This is a genomic window from Bradyrhizobium sp. S69, from assembly GCF_009766005.1.
Lineage (GTDB): Bacteria > Pseudomonadota > Alphaproteobacteria > Rhizobiales > Xanthobacteraceae > Bradyrhizobium.
Window position 1 is genome coordinate 217,160 of the sequence record NZ_LMUK01000041.1, and the last position, 16,523, is coordinate 233,682.

The 16,523-nt window shown below is 61.4% G+C and carries 17 protein-coding genes; 11 read left to right on the plus strand and 6 right to left on the minus strand.

What is annotated here, in order from left to right:
- The first annotated feature begins 57 nt into the window (after positions 1 to 57).
- From cyoA to cyoD, 4 genes are read left to right on the plus strand one after another with little or no spacing between them, the layout of a single operon-like run.
- Positions 58 to 876, plus strand: coding sequence for a ubiquinol oxidase subunit II (cyoA, locus tag GSQ88_RS18420; protein WP_159009155.1), 819 nt, complete (start codon positions 58 to 60; stop codon positions 874 to 876).
- Positions 866 to 2,863, plus strand: coding sequence for a cytochrome o ubiquinol oxidase subunit I (gene cyoB / locus GSQ88_RS18425; protein ID WP_159009156.1), 1,998 nt, complete (start codon positions 866 to 868; stop codon positions 2,861 to 2,863). The genes cyoA and cyoB overlap by 11 nt, the downstream gene beginning before the upstream one ends.
- A gap of 14 nt (positions 2,864 to 2,877) precedes the next feature.
- Positions 2,878 to 3,498, plus strand: a complete 621-nt coding sequence (locus tag GSQ88_RS18430; RefSeq protein WP_502706748.1) for a cytochrome (ubi)quinol oxidase subunit III — start codon at positions 2,878 to 2,880, stop codon at positions 3,496 to 3,498.
- Positions 3,495 to 3,884, plus strand: coding sequence for a cytochrome o ubiquinol oxidase subunit IV (cyoD, locus tag GSQ88_RS18435; protein WP_159009158.1), 390 nt, complete (start codon positions 3,495 to 3,497; stop codon positions 3,882 to 3,884). The genes GSQ88_RS18430 and cyoD overlap by 4 nt, the downstream gene beginning before the upstream one ends.
- 31 nt (positions 3,885 to 3,915) lie before the next feature.
- On the opposite strand, the gene GSQ88_RS18440 is transcribed toward cyoD, so the two are convergent.
- Complete coding sequence (locus GSQ88_RS18440) at positions 3,916 to 4,629, minus strand: thermonuclease family protein (RefSeq protein ID WP_159009489.1); 714 nt, start codon at positions 4,627 to 4,629, stop codon at positions 3,916 to 3,918.
- Positions 4,630 to 4,913: 284 nt separating this feature from the next.
- Positions 4,914 to 5,195, minus strand: a complete 282-nt coding sequence (locus tag GSQ88_RS18445; protein ID WP_159009159.1) for a hypothetical protein — start codon at positions 5,193 to 5,195, stop codon at positions 4,914 to 4,916.
- Between the two features lie 377 nt (positions 5,196 to 5,572).
- Here GSQ88_RS18445 and GSQ88_RS18450 point away from each other — a divergent pair, with 377 nt between their 5' ends.
- The 4 genes from GSQ88_RS18450 (at position 5,573) to GSQ88_RS18465 (ending at position 9,901) form a co-directional block, all read left to right on the plus strand.
- Positions 5,573 to 5,953, plus strand: coding sequence for an MAPEG family protein (locus GSQ88_RS18450; RefSeq protein ID WP_159009160.1), 381 nt, complete (start codon positions 5,573 to 5,575; stop codon positions 5,951 to 5,953).
- Between the two features lie 44 nt (positions 5,954 to 5,997).
- The gene (locus GSQ88_RS18455; RefSeq protein WP_159009161.1) at positions 5,998 to 7,296 is read left to right on the plus strand and encodes an RsmB/NOP family class I SAM-dependent RNA methyltransferase; all 1,299 of its coding nucleotides are present in this window, start codon (positions 5,998 to 6,000) and stop codon (positions 7,294 to 7,296) included.
- Positions 7,297 to 7,527: 231 nt separating this feature from the next.
- Positions 7,528 to 9,123 (plus strand): glutamine-hydrolyzing GMP synthase, encoded by a 1,596-nt coding sequence (gene guaA, locus GSQ88_RS18460; RefSeq protein WP_159009162.1) that lies wholly within the window; start codon positions 7,528 to 7,530, stop codon positions 9,121 to 9,123.
- A gap of 22 nt (positions 9,124 to 9,145) precedes the next feature.
- Complete coding sequence (locus tag GSQ88_RS18465) at positions 9,146 to 9,901, plus strand: toll/interleukin-1 receptor domain-containing protein (protein WP_159009163.1); 756 nt, start codon at positions 9,146 to 9,148, stop codon at positions 9,899 to 9,901.
- A 99-nt stretch (positions 9,902 to 10,000) separates the two neighbouring features.
- Here GSQ88_RS18465 and GSQ88_RS18470 read toward each other — a convergent pair whose 3' ends face one another.
- The gene (locus GSQ88_RS18470) at positions 10,001 to 10,318 is read right to left on the minus strand and encodes a Fic family protein (protein WP_159009164.1); all 318 of its coding nucleotides are present in this window, start codon (positions 10,316 to 10,318) and stop codon (positions 10,001 to 10,003) included.
- The gene (locus GSQ88_RS18475; protein WP_159009165.1) at positions 10,302 to 11,201 is read right to left on the minus strand and encodes a hypothetical protein; all 900 of its coding nucleotides are present in this window, start codon (positions 11,199 to 11,201) and stop codon (positions 10,302 to 10,304) included. Before GSQ88_RS18475 ends, GSQ88_RS18470 begins: the two co-directional genes overlap by 17 nt.
- 251 nt (positions 11,202 to 11,452) lie before the next feature.
- Here GSQ88_RS18475 and GSQ88_RS18480 point away from each other — a divergent pair, with 251 nt between their 5' ends.
- Positions 11,453 to 12,712 carry a serine hydrolase domain-containing protein gene (locus GSQ88_RS18480; RefSeq protein ID WP_159009166.1) on the plus strand — a complete coding sequence of 420 codons (1,260 nt, stop codon included), beginning with the start codon at positions 11,453 to 11,455 and terminating at the stop codon, positions 12,710 to 12,712.
- 19 nt (positions 12,713 to 12,731) lie between these two features.
- Here the strand turns inward: GSQ88_RS18480 and GSQ88_RS18485 are convergent, their stop codons facing one another.
- Positions 12,732 to 13,289, minus strand: coding sequence for a TetR/AcrR family transcriptional regulator (locus GSQ88_RS18485; protein ID WP_159009167.1), 558 nt, complete (start codon positions 13,287 to 13,289; stop codon positions 12,732 to 12,734).
- Positions 13,290 to 13,703: 414 nt separating this feature from the next.
- Between GSQ88_RS18485 and GSQ88_RS18490 the strand changes: the two genes are divergently transcribed.
- Positions 13,704 to 14,363, plus strand: a complete 660-nt coding sequence (locus GSQ88_RS18490; protein WP_502706749.1) for a class I SAM-dependent methyltransferase — start codon at positions 13,704 to 13,706, stop codon at positions 14,361 to 14,363.
- A gap of 216 nt (positions 14,364 to 14,579) precedes the next feature.
- Here GSQ88_RS18490 and GSQ88_RS18495 read toward each other — a convergent pair whose 3' ends face one another.
- Positions 14,580 to 14,939: a BA14K family protein gene (locus GSQ88_RS18495; RefSeq protein WP_159009169.1), complete on the minus strand. Its 360-nt coding sequence runs from the start codon at positions 14,937 to 14,939 to the stop codon at positions 14,580 to 14,582.
- A 476-nt stretch (positions 14,940 to 15,415) separates the two neighbouring features.
- Between GSQ88_RS18495 and GSQ88_RS18500 the strand changes: the two genes are divergently transcribed.
- Complete coding sequence (locus GSQ88_RS18500; RefSeq protein WP_159009170.1) at positions 15,416 to 16,495, plus strand: helix-turn-helix domain-containing protein; 1,080 nt, start codon at positions 15,416 to 15,418, stop codon at positions 16,493 to 16,495.
- Positions 16,496 to 16,523 lie beyond the last annotated feature (28 nt).

The window sequence follows — 16,523 nt, forward strand, 5'->3', positions numbered from 1 at the left end:
ATATCCCTTGCTGGAGTGCTATCGTCCGCGCTGTAGCAAATCCGGATTGGCGCGCCGATGAACATTCTCGATCCGCAGGGTCCGATTGGCGCCGCCGAGAAAACCATCCTGATCGATTCCGTCGGCATCATGCTGGCGATCGTGGTGCCGACCATCATCGCCATTTTCGCCTTCGCATTCTGGTTCCGGCAATCAAATCCGCGCGCGACCTACATGCCCGCCTGGGCCGAGTCTGGACGGATCGAACTCGTGGTGTGGTCGATCCCCACGCTCACCGTCATCCTGCTCGGCGGCGTCGCCTGGATCGGCGCGCATGAACTCGACCCGGGCAAGCCGGTCGAGGGAACGGGGCAGGCGATCACCATCCAGGTGGTGTCGCTCGACTGGAAATGGCTGTTCATCTACCCGGACCAGCGCGTCGCGACGCTCAATACGCTCACCGTCCCCGTGGGGGCGCCGTTGAATTTTCAGTTGACCTCCGCGAGCGTGATGAACGTGTTCTTCATCCCGCAATTCGGCAGCATGATCTACACCATGAATGGCATGACGACCCGGCTTTCGCTGCGCGCGGATGAGGTCGGCACCTATCAGGGCCTGTCGGCGCATTTCAGCGGCGATGGTTTTCCCGACATGATGTTCGACGTTCACGTGGTGCCGCAGAACGAGTTTTCCGACTGGGCCACCAAGACGGCCCATGGCGACAATGCCCTCAATGCCGACGTCTACCAGGAACTGGTCAAGCAGTCCGTGCCAAAGGACAGATCGGTTTATCGGCTGGATGATCCGGAGCTGTTCCTGGGCATCGCGACCCGGCGGATCGCGCCAGGGCCGGGGCCGGAGCAGACCGCGAAAATCGGAGCCAGCGATGCTCGGTAAGCTGACGTGGGCCGCCATCCCGTTCGACCAGCCGATTCCGCTGCTGGCAGGTGCTGTGGTGCTGGTCGCGATCCTGGCGGTTCTGGTCTGGGTCGTCGTCAAGGGCCATCTGCCGTATCTTTGGCATGAATGGATCACCAGCGTCGATCACAAGCGGATCGGCGTGATGTACGTGCTGCTGGCCTCGGTGATGCTGCTGCGCGGCTTTTCCGACGCCCTCATGATGCGGGCGCAGCAGGCGGTGGCGTTTCATTCGCCGGGATTCCTGCCGCCGGAGCATTACAACCAGATCTTCTCCGCGCACGGCACCATCATGATTTTCTTTGTCGCGATGCCGTTCGTGATCGGCCTGATGAATCTGGTGGTGCCGCTGCAACTCGGCGTCCGCGACGTGGCGTTTCCGACCTTGAACTCGGTCGGCTTCTGGCTCACCGCCACCGGTGCGCTGCTGGTCAATGTCTCGCTGGTGGTCGGCGAGTTCGCGCGGACCGGCTGGCTGCCTTATCCGCCCTTGTCGGAAATGACCTATTCGCCCGGCGTCGGCGTCGACTATTATTTATGGTCGCTGGAGATTTCCGGCGTCGGCACCCTGGTCGCCGGCGTCAACCTCGTGACCACCGTGCTCAAGATCCGCACCAAGGGCATGAACTATCTGCGCATGCCGATGTTCTGCTGGACCACGCTGGCGTCCAATCTTCTGATCATCGCGGCGTTTCCGATCCTGACCGCGACGCTCGCGATGCTGATCCTCGACCGCTATCTCGGCTTTCATTTTTTCACCAACGAAGCCGGCGGCAACATGATGATGTTCATGAACCTGATCTGGGCGTGGGGCCATCCAGAAGTCTACATCCTGGTGCTGCCGGCGTTCGGGATTTTTTCCGAGGTGGTTTCGACCTTCTCCGGCAAGCCGCTGTTCGGCTACCGCTCGATGGTGCTGGCGACCATGGCCATCTGTATTCTTTCGTTCATGGTGTGGCTGCATCACTTCTTCACCATGGGCGCCGGCGCCGACGTCAACGCGATTTTCGGTATCGCCAGCATGATCATCGCGGTGCCGACCGGCGTGAAGATCTACAACTGGCTGTTCACGATGTATGGCGGCCGCATCCGCTTCGACACGCCGATGCTGTGGTCGATCGGCTTCATGGTGACCTTCATCCTCGGCGGGTTGACCGGCGTTCTGCTCGCGGTGCCGCCGGCGGATTTCTTGCTGCACAACAGCCTGTTCCTGATCGCGCATTTTCATAACGTGATCATCGGCGGCGTGCTGTTCGGGGCGTTTGCCGGCTACACCTACTGGTTTCCGAAGGCGTTCGGCTTCAAGCTTCACGAAGGGCTCGGCAAGGCTGCGTTCTGGTTCTGGCTGGTCGGCTTCTACGTCGCCTTCTTTCCGCTATACGCCGTCGGCTTTCTCGGCATGACGCGGCGCATGCAGCATTACGACGTCCCGGAGTGGCGTCCCTGGCTGATGGCGGCCAGCGTCGGCGCGGTTCTGATCCTGATCGGGATCATCTTCCAGATCGCGCAGCTCGTCGTCTCGATCCGTGACCGTGAGGAATTGCGCGACCATACCGGCGATCCCTGGGATGGCCGCTCGCTGGAATGGGCGACCTCGTCACCGCCGCCGGTGTTCAATTTCGCGGTGCTGCCCGATGTCAGCGGCGAGGATGCCTATTGGGCCCAGAAGGTCCGCGCCAAACAGGAAGCCAGCGCCGAGGAACCGCATTATGAAGCGATCGAGATGCCGCGCAATTCGCCGACCGGATTCGTCTGCGCGTTCTTCGCTACCATCACGGGGTTCGCGCTGATCTGGCACATCTGGTGGATGGTGATCGCGGGGCTGATCGGCGCGTTCGCGACCTTCGTGGTGTTCGCTTGGCGCGACCATGACGAATACGAGATTCCGGCCGAGGAAGTCGCGCGCATCGATCAGGCCAATATCAGCGAGCGGCGCGACATGATCAGCGCCGCGGGGAGCGTGTGATGTCGGTTACGACCATGACGCCGGATCTGCACCAGGCGCAGGGCCTGGAAGTGACCGATAACCCGGGTCCGGCGCCGAAGCGGATCGTGACCGGTTACGGTTTCTGGATCTTCATTCTCAGCGACATGGTGATGTTCTCCTGCTTCTTCGCGGCCTTTGCCGTGTTGTCGGGGGAGACCGCCGGCGGCCCGCACGGCGCCGAGCTGTTCAACCTGAAGAACGTCGCGATCGAGACCGGTTGCCTGTTGTTGTCGAGCTTCACCTGCGGGATGGCCAGCATCGCGGCCGATTTGCGCAACAGGTTCTGGTTTCAGGTTGCGATGGCCGTCACCTGCGCGCTGGGACTGGCGTTCCTGTGGATCGAGTTCCACGAATTCGCCGATCTGGTCGCGCGCGGCGCCGGGCCGTCGCGCAGCGCGTTCCTGTCGGCGTTCTTCACGCTGGTCGGCTGTCACGGCCTGCATGTGTCGGCCGGCGTGCTCTGGCTGTTGACCATGATGGCGCAGGTCTTTGCAAAAGGCTTTCGTGCCGATATCCAGCGCCGTATTCTCTGCTTTGCATTGTTCTGGCACGCACTCGACATCATCTGGGTCGCGGTGTTTTCGGTGGTCTATCTGCTCGGGAGCGGCGCATGACCGACGTTCATCATTCTCACAATCCAGTCGATCTGGCGCCCGGTGACGAGGACGAGGGCCGGATTGGCCCGCGCCTGATCGGCTATGTGGTCGGGCTTGGCCTTGCGCTCCTTTTGACCGCGACGTCGTTCTTTGTCGCCGGCACCGATTTGGTCTGGCAGCCGAGTATTCCGGTCGCGATCATCGTGCTGGCGATCGCTCAGATGGGTGTGCATCTGGTGTTCTTCCTGCACATCACCACTGGCGCCGACAACACCAACAACGTCTTGGCGCTCGCGTTCGGCATCATGATCGTGGTGCTGGTGATCGGCGGCACGCTGTGGATCATGGCAAACCTCAATCACAACATGCTGCCGATGGATCAGATCATGAGGATGCAGCGCTGAGGAATCCGGCGCTGACGGTTTCAGCGCTGGATTATTTGCCGGCCCGGCAATTATAGGCCCGGCGAAAGCCCGCGGCCTGGGCGTCGTCTTCCGAGCAGAACCAGCGGTCCGGCTTGGTCAGCGCCGGGTAGCTGCGGCAGCCCTGCAAATGATAGATGCCGACATGTCCGGTGAAGCGGGCGCGCGCCGCGAATTTGCCCTTGATGCTGCAACGGGGCGGCATCGCGAGATCTTCGGGAAACAGCACGCTGCGGATTTCGCGATCCTTGTCGGCCGGGCAGGCGCCGCCGAGCAGGGCGCCGTCCTTTTTGCCAAGTCGGAATTCGTATGGCGCCACGAAACAGCCTTTCCAGAGGCCTTGGCGGTCGTCCCGGGCTGCGGCCTGGTCCTGTTCGAATTGGCCTTTGGTGGAGGGCTGCTGGCTGATCGCAAAACCCTGGCGAACCAGCGCCTGGTTCAGGCTCGTCGTGGCGCCCTCGGCGGTGCAGATGCCGAGGTGGCGTTTGCGGTGGGTTTTGTCCGGACCCAGATCGTCGCAGTGAACCGGATGGCCGCCGACCAGTTTTATCAGTTGCTCGCGCGCCTCGACGCCGCAGGTCCAGGCATCGGCGTGGGCGTCGATACAGGTCTGGTCGAGTTCCGGCGCATCGACGCCGTCGAGCCGGTACGTGGTGTCGCCAAGCTGGATGGTGTTGCCGTCGCGGACCACCGGGCTCGCGGCAAGGCCCGGATGTGTTGCCAGCATCAGTGCGGCGAACAAGACGATCAAACGCAACGGCGACCAGATCGAAAAGACAAGAGCATTTCCGGTTCTGATGGGATCAGAACCGGGCTCTAGATTCTTGTTTTGACGCGTTTTCTTGACGCGAACCGGTACCCACTTCGCTCGAAAACGCTCTAGACGTCTGGACCGCATGGATTCTCTCGGGCCGGCGTCCATTGACGCTGATCGGGATTTCCTAGCACACCCCGGCCGCGCAAGACCAACGCGTTGCACCGATAGCGTCTCCAGTGCGGGCTTTGCGTGTATCAGATCGCGCCGACGATCCGGGTGTCGGCCAATTTGGCGGCCGCGGCTTTCGGGTGCTGGATTTCAAGCGCGGCCTGCGGCTTTGAGGCGCTGATGCCGAGGTAATCCAGCGCGGCGGGTCGCATGTCGTAGACCGCGAAGGCCAACAGCCCAAGCACCGCCGTGGCGGCCAGGCCATGCCGGATCATGTCGCGCCCGCTGCGATAGCGCCGGAAATAGACCGTCAGCAGCAGGGCGACGCCGAGCGCCGTGGCCATGCCGGCCAACCCCGAAATCAGCACGCTAACCCCATCGTCCGCGCTGTCGTCGGCGAGCAGGTTCCAAGAGCTTGGATTTAAAGATCCTGGATTTAAAGAGTCCGGAATCAAAGACCCAAGGTTCAAAGAGCCAACGGATTCAAGGCTGTCTGCGACCGCCTTGAACAATGACGTTACGGTGTTGGGCATAAGGTCCATCGCATAGCACCCGCGTTAAGGCCGAATCCGAAGACAAATCACGAGAGGCGCCAACAGGCCGTTAAGAACAGGGAGCTGTCAGTTCGTCTCGGGCATGCCGATTTGGTTCAACCCGGCCATCGCCGCGTTCCGGGCGATTGATTGTCAGGGCAGGCCGCGGTCGCTATAGCGGGGCTTACGCTTCATCCGGGGAGGGGTTTTCAATGTCGGTTCGATGGGTTTTGCTGCCGGTTTTCCTGTCCGTGGGGCTGACATTTGCGCTGCTGCTAGGGATGGTCGCGTCGCGGACGCGCGCGAAGAAGGCCGGCCAGGTCGGGAACGACCAGTTCGGCGATTGCTTCAGCAACCAGTTCGAACTGCCGCTGTTGTTCTACGTCCTGATCGCGCTGGCGTTGCCGTTGCGCCACGTCGATTTTGTGATGGTGCTGTTGTCCTGGGTGTTCGTCGTCACCCGCTTTGCGCATGCGGGGGTGTTCGTGACCTCGAACAATGTGTCACAGCGCGGGCAGGCATGGTTCGCCGGCGTGCTGGTGCTGTTCGCGATGTGGCTCTACTTCGCGCTGAGCATCCTGTTGTTGATCTAAGGCTCTCTCATACCTAGATAATTTTCCTCAACTGAAAGTGTTGGATGACCCCCGCAGCGCGACTCTCCGCCGCCATTGAACTGATCGAGACCATCGACGCGCAACGCGTCCCGGCGGCGAAAGCGCTGAAGGAGTGGGGCACCGCGCATCGCTATGCCGGCTCGGGCGACCGCGCCGCGATCTCCGGCCTGATCTGGGATGTGCTGCGGCGGCGCGCCTCCAGCGCCTGGATCATGGACAACGATAGCCCACGGGCGCGCACGCTCGGCATGCTGCGGCTGGAGCGCGGCATGACCGCCGACGCCATCAGCGACCTCTGCCACGGCGAGCGTTTTGCGCCCGAACCCCTGACCCCCGCCGAGCGCGCGGCGCTCACCTCGCGGACGCTTGACGCAGCTCCGGCGCACATCGCCGGCGATTATCCGGAATGGCTCGACGGCTATCTGGCTCAGGCGTTTGGCGAGGACCGGGTCGCCGAGGCCACCGCGATGGCCAGCCGCGCGCCGCTCGATTTGCGCGTCAACACCTTGAAGGCCAAGCGCGAAAAGATATTGGGCTCCATCGCGCATCTCGGCGCCGTGCTGACACCGTGGTCGCCGATCGGCCTGCGCATCGAACTCGGCGCCGACGCCCGCAATCCCGGCATCCATGCCGAGGAGGATTTTATCAAGGGCGCCATCGAGGTTCAGGACGAGGGCTCGCAGCTCGCCGCATTGCTGTCGGCCGCCAAGCCCGGCGAGCAGGTGATCGATCTCTGCGCCGGGGCGGGTGGCAAGACCCTGGCGCTGGCGGCGATGATGCAGGGCAAGGGCCGGCTGATCGCCACCGACCACGACAAGCGGCAGCTCGCCCCGATCTACGAGCGGCTGTCGCGCGCCGGCGTGCACAACGCCGATGTCCGCACCCCCAAGGGGCCGAACGACACGCTGAGCGATATCCACGCCTCCGCCGATCTGGTCCTGATCGACGCGCCCTGCACCGGAACCGGAACCTGGCGCCGCAACCCCGACGCCAAATGGCGGATGCGCCCCGGCGCGCTCGAGGTGCGGCTGAAGGATCAGATCGAGGTGCTGGATCGCGCCGCGGCCCTGGTCAAGCCAGGCGGCCGGATCGCCTATATCACCTGCTCGGTGCTGCCGCCGGAAAACGGCGAGCAAGTCCGCGCCTTTGTCGCCCGCCATCCGGAATTTTCGGTGGTGCCGCCGGAGCAGACCGCGACCGTACTCTGGGACAAGGCCGAGGAGTTTGCGCAAGCCGCGCTGAAATCCAACGAAGGCTGGCTGATGACCCCGCGCCGCACCGGCACCGACGGGTTTTTCGTGTCGGTTTTGAAGCGGGCCTGAGAGCCGTAGCCGTAGGGTGGGCAAAGCGAAGCGTGCCCACCATTCAAGCGGCGCACCGAAAGATGGTGGGCACGGCGCAAGGGCGCCTTTGCCCACCCTACGGGGTTCACAGGCGAACCGCGCAGGATGACGTCAAAACCTGTGCAAATGCGGCGCAAAAGCTCATTTTAGCCGCTGTTTTGCTGGGGTTTCAGGGTTGCGAGGCCGCCCCCCGTCGCGTATTTGCTATCCATGACAGCAGCACAGACGATCGACGAGTCGGCGCCCTCGGTGGCCTCGGCGCATGACAAGATTCTGATTGTCGATTTCGGCAGCCAGGTGACGCAACTGATCGCGCGCAGGGTGCGCGAGGAGGGCGTCTATTCCGAAATCGTGCCGTTCCAGAAGGCCGAAGCCGCCTTCAAGGAAATGAAGCCGAAGGCCGTGATCCTCTCCGGCGGACCGGCCTCCGTGCTCGACGACAATGCGCCATCCGCGCCGATGTCGATCCTCACCGCGGGCGTTCCGGTGCTCGGCATCTGCTACGGCGAGCAGACCATGGCCCAGCAGCTCGGCGGCACCGTCGAGGCCGGGCATCACCGCGAATTCGGCCGCGCCGCCATCGAGATCACCGACGACTGCACGCTGTTCGACGGCGTCTGGGAGAAGGGCGGACGCTACGACGTCTGGATGAGCCACGGCGACCGCGTGACAAAACTGCCTGACGGTTTTCGCGCGGTGGCGAAGGCCGCGGGTTCGCCGATTTCGGTGATTGCCGACGACAAGCGCAAATTCTACGCGATGCAGTTCCACCCCGAAGTGGTGCACACGCCCGACGGCGCCAAGCTGATCCGCAATTTCGTCCGCAAGGTCGCCGGCCTCACCGGCGACTGGACCATGCGCGCATTTCGCGAGGAGGCGATCGAGAAGATCCGCGCCCAGGTCGGCAAGGGCAAGGTGATCTGCGGGCTGTCCGGCGGCGTCGATTCCGCGGTCGCCGCGGTGCTGATCCACGAGGCGATCGGCGATCAGCTCACCTGCGTGTTCGTCGATCACGGCATGCTGCGGCTCGATGAAGCCAAAACCGTGGTCGATCTGTTCCGGCACCACTACAACATTCCGCTGGTGCATGTGGACGCCTCGAAAGTGTTTCTGGGCGAGCTCCAAGGCGTCACCGATCCCGAAGTGAAGCGCAAGACCATCGGGCGTCTCTTCATCGACGTGTTCGACGCCGAGGCAAAAAAGATCGGCGGCGCGGATTTCCTGGCGCAGGGCACGCTCTATCCTGATGTGATCGAGAGCGTGTCGTTCACCGGCGGCCCTTCGGTGACGATCAAGTCGCACCACAATGTCGGCGGGCTTCCGGCGCGCATGAACATGAAGCTGGTCGAGCCGTTGCGTGAACTGTTCAAGGACGAAGTCCGCGTGCTCGGCCGCGAACTCGGCCTGCCGGAAATTTTTGTCGGCCGCCATCCGTTCCCCGGACCCGGCCTCGCGATCCGCTGCCCCGGCGAGATTACGCGCGAAAAGCTCGACATCCTGCGCAACGCCGACGCGGTCTATATCGACCAGATCCGCAAAGCCGGCCTCTACGACCAGATCTGGCAGGCTTTTGCGGTGCTGCTGCCCGTAAAAACCGTCGGCGTGATGGGCGACGGCCGCACCTACGAATACGTCGTCGGCCTGCGCGCGGTGACCTCGACCGACGGCATGACCGCGGATTTCTATGCGTTCGAGATGAAGTTTTTAGGCGAGACCGCGACGCGGATCATCAACGAGGTCAAGGGCGTGAATAGGGTGGTGTACGACGTGACGTCAAAGCCGCCGGGGACGATTGAGTGGGAGTGAGCTAGCAGCTCGCGGGGTGTCGATGGCGAAGCGCAAGAAATTTGAATACGACGTGGTTTTGTCTTTTGCCGGAGAGGATAGAGAATTCGCTGAGCAATTGTACGAAATTCTAACGCGAGAGCATGTTCGCGTTTTCTACGACCTTGCCGAACAGCATGGCTTATGGGGCAAAGACCTTTATCAACACCTTCAGGCGATCTATCGCGATAAAGCGCGATACTGCGTGGTCTTTGTTTCCAAACACTACGCTAAGAAACGGTGGACGAAGCACGAGCTACGCCAAGCTCAAGAACGCGCTTTTCAAGAAAACCGCGAGTATATTCTTCCGGTTAGGCTGGATAAGACCAGGCTGCCAGGCTTAAATCTAACGACTGGATACGTCGAACTGGGCAAAGCTGGCATTCCCGCGGTAGCAGCGCTCATGCTTGCTAAACTAGGCAAGGCTTCGGAAGACGGGCAAATAGATCGGCTTGCCTGGGACGGGAAATTTGTAACCTACCGAGGCGCCTCGATGGTGTCGTACTGGCCGAGAAAAATCCGGGCGGCACAAAAGAGAACGCACGTACATCTCGTTCAAGCCTTGTCCCGAACAAGGTATGGTGACGAACCCGGAGATTACGGTGCGGACAGTCGTCCTTGCCACGATTGCGGTGTAACGAAAGGACAGTTTCATGTCCCGAGTTGTGACGTCGAGCGCTGTCCATCGTGCGGTCACCAACTCATCTCGTGCGACTGTGAATACACCGAAAATAGAGCGTTCAAGGTTGTAGAAGATTAACGCAAACAAGCCGAATTACGGTAACAGAGCGAAGCCTACCCCATCAATCGAGTATAGCCGGGTACAATACGCTTGGCTGCCGTCCCCACGAGCTAGGCACTATTGCGTACCGGCGATCGCTTTCGAGATTAGCCGCTCCAATGCATCGAATTTCTGATCGTCCGCCAATCTCAGTGCGGAATAGTATTCCGAGCCGCGTTCGACCAGTAGGTTTTCTTCTAGCCCGAGAAGCTCGCGCGCTTGGAGAGAGAGCAATTCCCGAGCGAGTCGTCCATTGCCATCAATAAATGGATGTATCGCGAGGAGGCTGTGGAAAAAACGGGCCATCGAGGGAATGGCGGACTTGCGCGCGTCTGCCGCCACATCTGAGTAATTTCGATTCCACTCCGATATCAATGTTTCAACAAGATTGGGCACCTTGTCCCCAACCGGGGCATTCCATATCGACTTTTGATTTCCCGGTAGGATCCACGAGCCATATTTGGCTTGCCCTGTACTGACCTGCGAAAGGGTCGGCTGGTAACAGTAAGCGATGAACGTACCGGACGAACGCGCTGGACAACTGACCGGAGATAGCTTGGTCGGGTACCTCATCAATGCTTCGATTTGCAGCTTTACTTGAGGCCTTTATCATCGCTGCCACGTCTATCGCTGGCGCATCGGCACGAAACGCGTCAGCGACTACGGCCATGCTTTCGGCTATAAAGCCAAGCTGCGCCCTAGCGATGCGGGTGACTTGACCTGTCAGACGATCAATGGCGCGTGTGTGGACGACCAATGCGGCGGCGGTTGAGGAATCGGCTGCTGCAAAGAATGCCGATTGCTCTTCAGTCGTCAGCTCAACATCTAGATGGCGCAATCGGAGCCCATAGCCCGGTGGAGAATCGAGCACGACGCGCAAATATTCCCGATGATGAATTAGGCAGCGTTGACCCCTCGTACTTGCCAGCGCCTCCAGTTCATTTCGCTGACCGGGTGTTAATTGCTGGTTGGTCATGAAGATGAAGCCCTTGCGACCGTGCCGAAGGCTCGCCTTCAGGTCGTTCGCAAATTTCTTCTTGATGGCAGTAAACTTAAGATCGCTATTGGAAAAGTGACAAGCTGCGACGAAATCTATGCCGTCCTTGTCACATAGGATATCTTTGCCACCATCGCGGCCGCCCAACGGTGATTGTGGATCGACGTTCTGGAAACCCTCTAACCGAAGTACGTCTGCGCACAACCGTTCTGCAGCGGTGGACTGGTCTTCCCACATTCGCAATGCGCGGGTTGTTGAATTTGACGAGTCGGGTTTCTTCATTTCAAGCCAGGAAGGGTTAATTTGCCGAGCAGCGGCATCTTAGCAGATTCAGTAAGGCGCAATAGGCGAAACCTCGCTACGCTCTACTTTAGATTTATGTCGCGCGATCTGGTGGGTTGTGCTATCGTCCGCCGCCCTTCGTGCATCATCTCAACGGCTCGCCGCGACGATCACCCCCGGCACAAATGCGGGATGTGCGCCTGACGACCCCATGGTACGACATCGGCACCGCCTCTCTGGAGTGATCCCCGATGTCCACCGCGACCACCGCTAGCCAGCAGGCTCAACCCACCGCCGAGACCGATCCGCAAACACTTGGCTTCATGCAGGGCTTTCCGCCGCCACCGGACAAAACCATCACCTTCCAGAACGGCTCGTTTCGCAGCTTTCCCGAACTGCGCTGGGCCTGGAGCAACATCCGCCAACTGGTGCCGACGGTGAACGTGTGGCGCGGGCCGGGGCCGGCGTCCGTGTTGCCGCGCGAGGATCACGACATCGGCGGGTCCAAATCCGTCACGATGGACGGGCGTCCGATGACGTTTGCGAAAATGCTTGAGGAAACTTATGCCGACGGCATCGCCGTGCTGCACCGGGGCAAACTGATCTATGAGCGATATTTCGGCGCGCTGAAGCCGCACAAGCCGCATATCGCGATGTCGGTGACGAAATCGTTCACCGGCACGCTGGCCGGCATCTTGATCGCGGAAGGCAAGATCGATCCGCAGGCGCCGATCACCGATTATGTGCCGGAGTTGAAGGGCAGCGCGTTCGGCGACGCGCGGGTGCATGAGGCGATGGATATGACCACGGGCCTCGTCTACACAGAAATCTATACCGACAAGAATTCCGACGTGTGGGGGCTGCGGCGTGCGAGCGGTATGGCACCGATCGAGCCGGGCTATGAAGGCGCGACTAATATTTTCGATTTTCTCCGCGCGCAGCAGAAGCAGGGCGAGCACGGCAAGGCGTTTTCCTACAAGACCGTCAATTCCGACGTGCTGGCCTGGATCTGCCGCCGTGCCAGCGGCCTGACGCTGTCCGATCTTCTTTCCGAGCGCGTCTGGCTTCCGATGGGCGCGGAAGAGGACGCGCATTATCACGTCGACCGCATCGGCACCGAAAGCGGCGGCGGTGGCCTGTCGACGACGTTGCGCGATCTGGCCCGCTTCGGCGAGACGATCCGCAACCACGGCCGCTTCAATGGCCGCCAGATCGTGCCGTCGCATGTCGTCGAGGATATCGCGCGCGGTGGCGACCCCGAGAAATTCAAGCCGGCCGGCTACACCACATTGCCTGGCGCGTCCTACCGCAATCAGTGGTGGGTGACGCACAACGCGCATGGCGCCTTCATGGCGCGCGGCGTTCACGGCCAGGGCATCTATATCGATCCGAAGGCCGAGATGGTGATCGCCCGGTACGCCTCGCATCCGGCCGCCGGCAACGCCGCCAACGATCCCGTGACGTTACCGGCCTATATGGCACTGGCGAAGGATCTGATGGCGGGCGCGTGAGCCGAGGCCGCCGTGGCGCTTAGAACTCGCGGCCGCCAGCTCTTGTTGCCATCTGCTGGAACAACGCGTCGACCTGCGCCGGTGACAGGCCGGTGTCGGCTGCAATCCACCAGGCCAGCACCGCGAGAAACGCGCCGGAAATGAATTGGACGGCAACTTCAAGGGATCCGCCTGCCTCGTCGATCCGCCTCCCGATAAGCTCGGATCGGACCGCGCGCCGAATGCGCTCGCGGAATTTGTCGTGGATGGTGTCGCCGCTGCTTGCAAGCAGCGCACGATGAAGGAAACGCAGAGCGTGCGCATGCTCGAACATCGGCCGGCTGAACTCGAACAGGCGGTCGCTGGTCTCCAGTGGGGATGAGGGCTGCCGGTTGCCCAGCAAACGCAGGTGCTCATCGATCGTCGCGCTGCGCAGTTCTTCCTTGCCGGCATAGTGCGTGTAAAAGGTCGACCTCCCGACATTCGCCTTCTCGCAGATATCTTCGACCGTGATCGGCGCATATCCGCGCTCCGGGACCAAGGTGATGAGCGCGTCCTGCAATAGCGCACGCGTCCGCGCGACGCGGCGGTCGATCATGCCGGTGTCTGTCCGTTCGATTTTCATGGTCACCATCGCCTGGCGTGCGCGGTTTCCGGACACGCATGGGTTCTGTGTCCAGCAACACCGCTTCTGAACACGATGTTCAGCATGATACACCATGTCTGGGAATTCAGTATTTCGAGTACCGCCGTGATCTCACAGGAGCCGCCACGCATGCACGGATCCGGTCGTCACGCCGTCATGGCGCCGCAGTCTCGTAAGCGGGCCGTCGCGCTCGTCCTCCTTGCCAAGCTCGCCTTGATGGCTGCGGTGCTGATCCTGCTGCAATTCGGCGCAGGTTATCTCGGCACTGGAATTGGGGTGGCGGCGTTGCATGGGATTGTCCTGGTGGCGATCGTGGCATTTCTAATCTGGGGTCGCGCTCGTCACAGGAGCCTTGTCGGCGGCGGCATGCAGCGCGTGGGCGGTCAGGCCGGTGGCATCGTTCTGCATGGAGCGGCAGGCTACGACTTGCTCGCGCGCATTCTGACCTTCGGCCGCGAAGGCCGGTTTCGGGAGTTCATGCTTCGCCCCGCGGCGCTCCAGCCTGGAGAAACGGTGCTCGACGTCGCCTGTGGAACGGGGACGCTCGCCATCGCCGCGAAGCGCCAGATCGGTGCGGAGGGAAGCGTGACCGGCCTCGACGCATCGCCCGAGATGATTGCGCGGGCACGGGTCAAGGCCGAAAGGGCCGGCCTCCATGTCACCTTCGTCGACGGAACGGCCCAGCGACTTCCGTTTGGCGAGGCGCAGTTCGACATCGTGATGGGCACGCTCATGCTGCATCACCTGCCGAAGCCCGTGCGCCTGGCGTTTGTCCGTGAGGCTCGGCGCGTGCTGAAGCCTGGGGGCCGGCTGCTGCTGATCGACTTCGGAAAACCCCCGCGGCAATCCTGGCTGCCCCGACTCCATCGGCACGGACACACCGACATGCAAGTGATCAGCGCGCTGCTGGCGGAGAGCGGTTTCGAGATCGACGATACCGGTGCGGTCGGAACCAGGAATCTGAACTATATCCGCGCGAAAGCAGGAGTTGCCCGGCCGCCGGCAACGCTGCCAACGATCCCGTGACGCTGCCGGCATATATGGCGCTGGCGAAAGATCTGATGGCGGGCGCGTGAGGCGAGGCCCGCCATCGCGCTCGGAACTCACGGAGTGGATTAGCTGGAGGCGTACTCCACCCCGTGCTTTCGTTGAGCCGTACTCAACGTGGCGAGTTACGCTTTCGCTAACCCGCCCTAAGAGCTGCAGCTTTCGGCCGCAGCTCTTGTTGGTGGTAGCTATGACTCACTGGCAGGGAAGGCGCCGGCCATCCTTGGCTTGAAAGGTGTTCGAGGCGGGATCGTAGGAATGATAACGCTGGGCGCATGCCGCCGCGTGTTGCTGAGCCGCGGCATCGTTCGCTGCATTTTGTGACGCCGCCGCGCTCACAGCGCCGGCCGCGATGACGCCACCGACGACGCCGCCGATCAGCGCGCCAAGGCCGGCACCGCCGTCACCACCGCCGCAATGGTGGCACCAGACCTTCTCGGTGGTCGAGGGCGCGGCCATTGAGTTGCCGATCGCTCCCTGCAAGGGAGCCGAAATGGCCGGTGCCGCAAACATCACGGCAATCAGACCGACGCTCAAAAATTTTCCAACGCGCATTTGATTCTCCTGCTTCAATAAGACGAAGACGTAACTTGTTTCGTGAACCTCTCGCCGCATTCGTGCATGTGCGGCTTCGAGGTGTTGCCATTGCCGGAACTGTCGGAGACATCCGGGAAATCGATAAAATGCCGAATATCAGGTGCCACTTACTCCTTCTGAATTGAGAGGCGGCGTGCGATCCTTCTCGTATGTCATCATCCCCGGCGCCGTTGTCCGATCGTGCGGATGTTGGCTGGCACGTACCTGTGTCCATAGATTTCTATGATCGACCGTTCCACCAAATTCTGAGGCGATGAATGGAGCGAGACCAAAGATGGACTGGAGGAGACTTCGTGGAACTCAACGGTTCCATGATCGAGCACCGGTTACCTTCCGGCATCTCTCCGATGGTCGGTGGTGCCCGATTTTTGATTTAATCGTCATGTCGATTATAGATAGGTCGATGATATTGAACCTGGTGTGCATCCCGTCCCATGACCAAGCAGCACAGCGCTCCGAAGCAAACCGGGCTTGTCTCGATTTCCAGGTTTTCGACTCTCAAGATTCCCGAAAGAGATCGATTCGAGCTTTGGGTGGCCGGCAATCACTGCGATTGCAGGTTGCAGGACAGGGATTCTACACCATTTAACGGCGAGGCTAGCGGGGCGGCTCTCGGTTCGCTGATTTTGTCCCACCGAAAATGGTCCGATTCGAAACGATTGGCTCCCTATGAGGTGCGGCGCACCGCGCGCCGTATTCGGACCGATGGGTACGATTTCTTTCGTTTTACGATGTTCCTCGACAGGAGATTTCGCTTCCAGACGGACAATCTGCAGGGCACCAAGCAGGCAGGCGAGCTGGTCTTGCTCGACGCTGCCCAACCGCAGGAATGCGTGGTCGAGTCCGGCCAATCGATTTCGCTGGTGCTGCCCAGGGAGTTCCTGCCGCGACAGACCGAGCATTTGCACGGACGCACTCTATCGAGCGGGATCGGCCGGCTACTGGCGGATCACCTGCGGTCGTTGTTGCGGAATTTGCCGGTCTTGGCAGAGCGCGACGTTCCTTTCGTCGTCGAATCCACACTGCAACTGCTGACCGCCGCGGTGACGCCGACGGCGGACACCGTGCGGATGGCAAGCGCTCCGATCCGGGATGCGCTGGTCAATCGCATTTTACGTTACATTGAGGTGAATCTGCTCGAGCCTGATCTCACTCCCGATCGGATTTGCCGGGACATCGGGTTATCGCGTGCGAAGCTCTACCAGTTGTTCGAGGGCAGTGGCGGCGTGATGCGACAAATTCAGCGCAAGCGGTTGCGGCGCGTTTATCGCTTGCTCGCCAACCCCAATCGCGCCGGGGCACGCATCGCCGAGATTGCGTGGCGCCACGGCTTTTCCAACGAGAAGTATTTTTACCGGTTGTTCAAGGCGGAGTTCGGTCACACCCCGAATGAGACGGTCGCGACCGCAAGCGGCGGAAGGCCGCGCGCTTCGACCACCGATCGCGACCGCGGACCGGGAGAGATCGGGCGGCCCTTCGAGTGGACGCTGCCGTTCGGTGTATTCGGCCGGTAACGCTAGCGATCGATGAGGTTGAACCTGT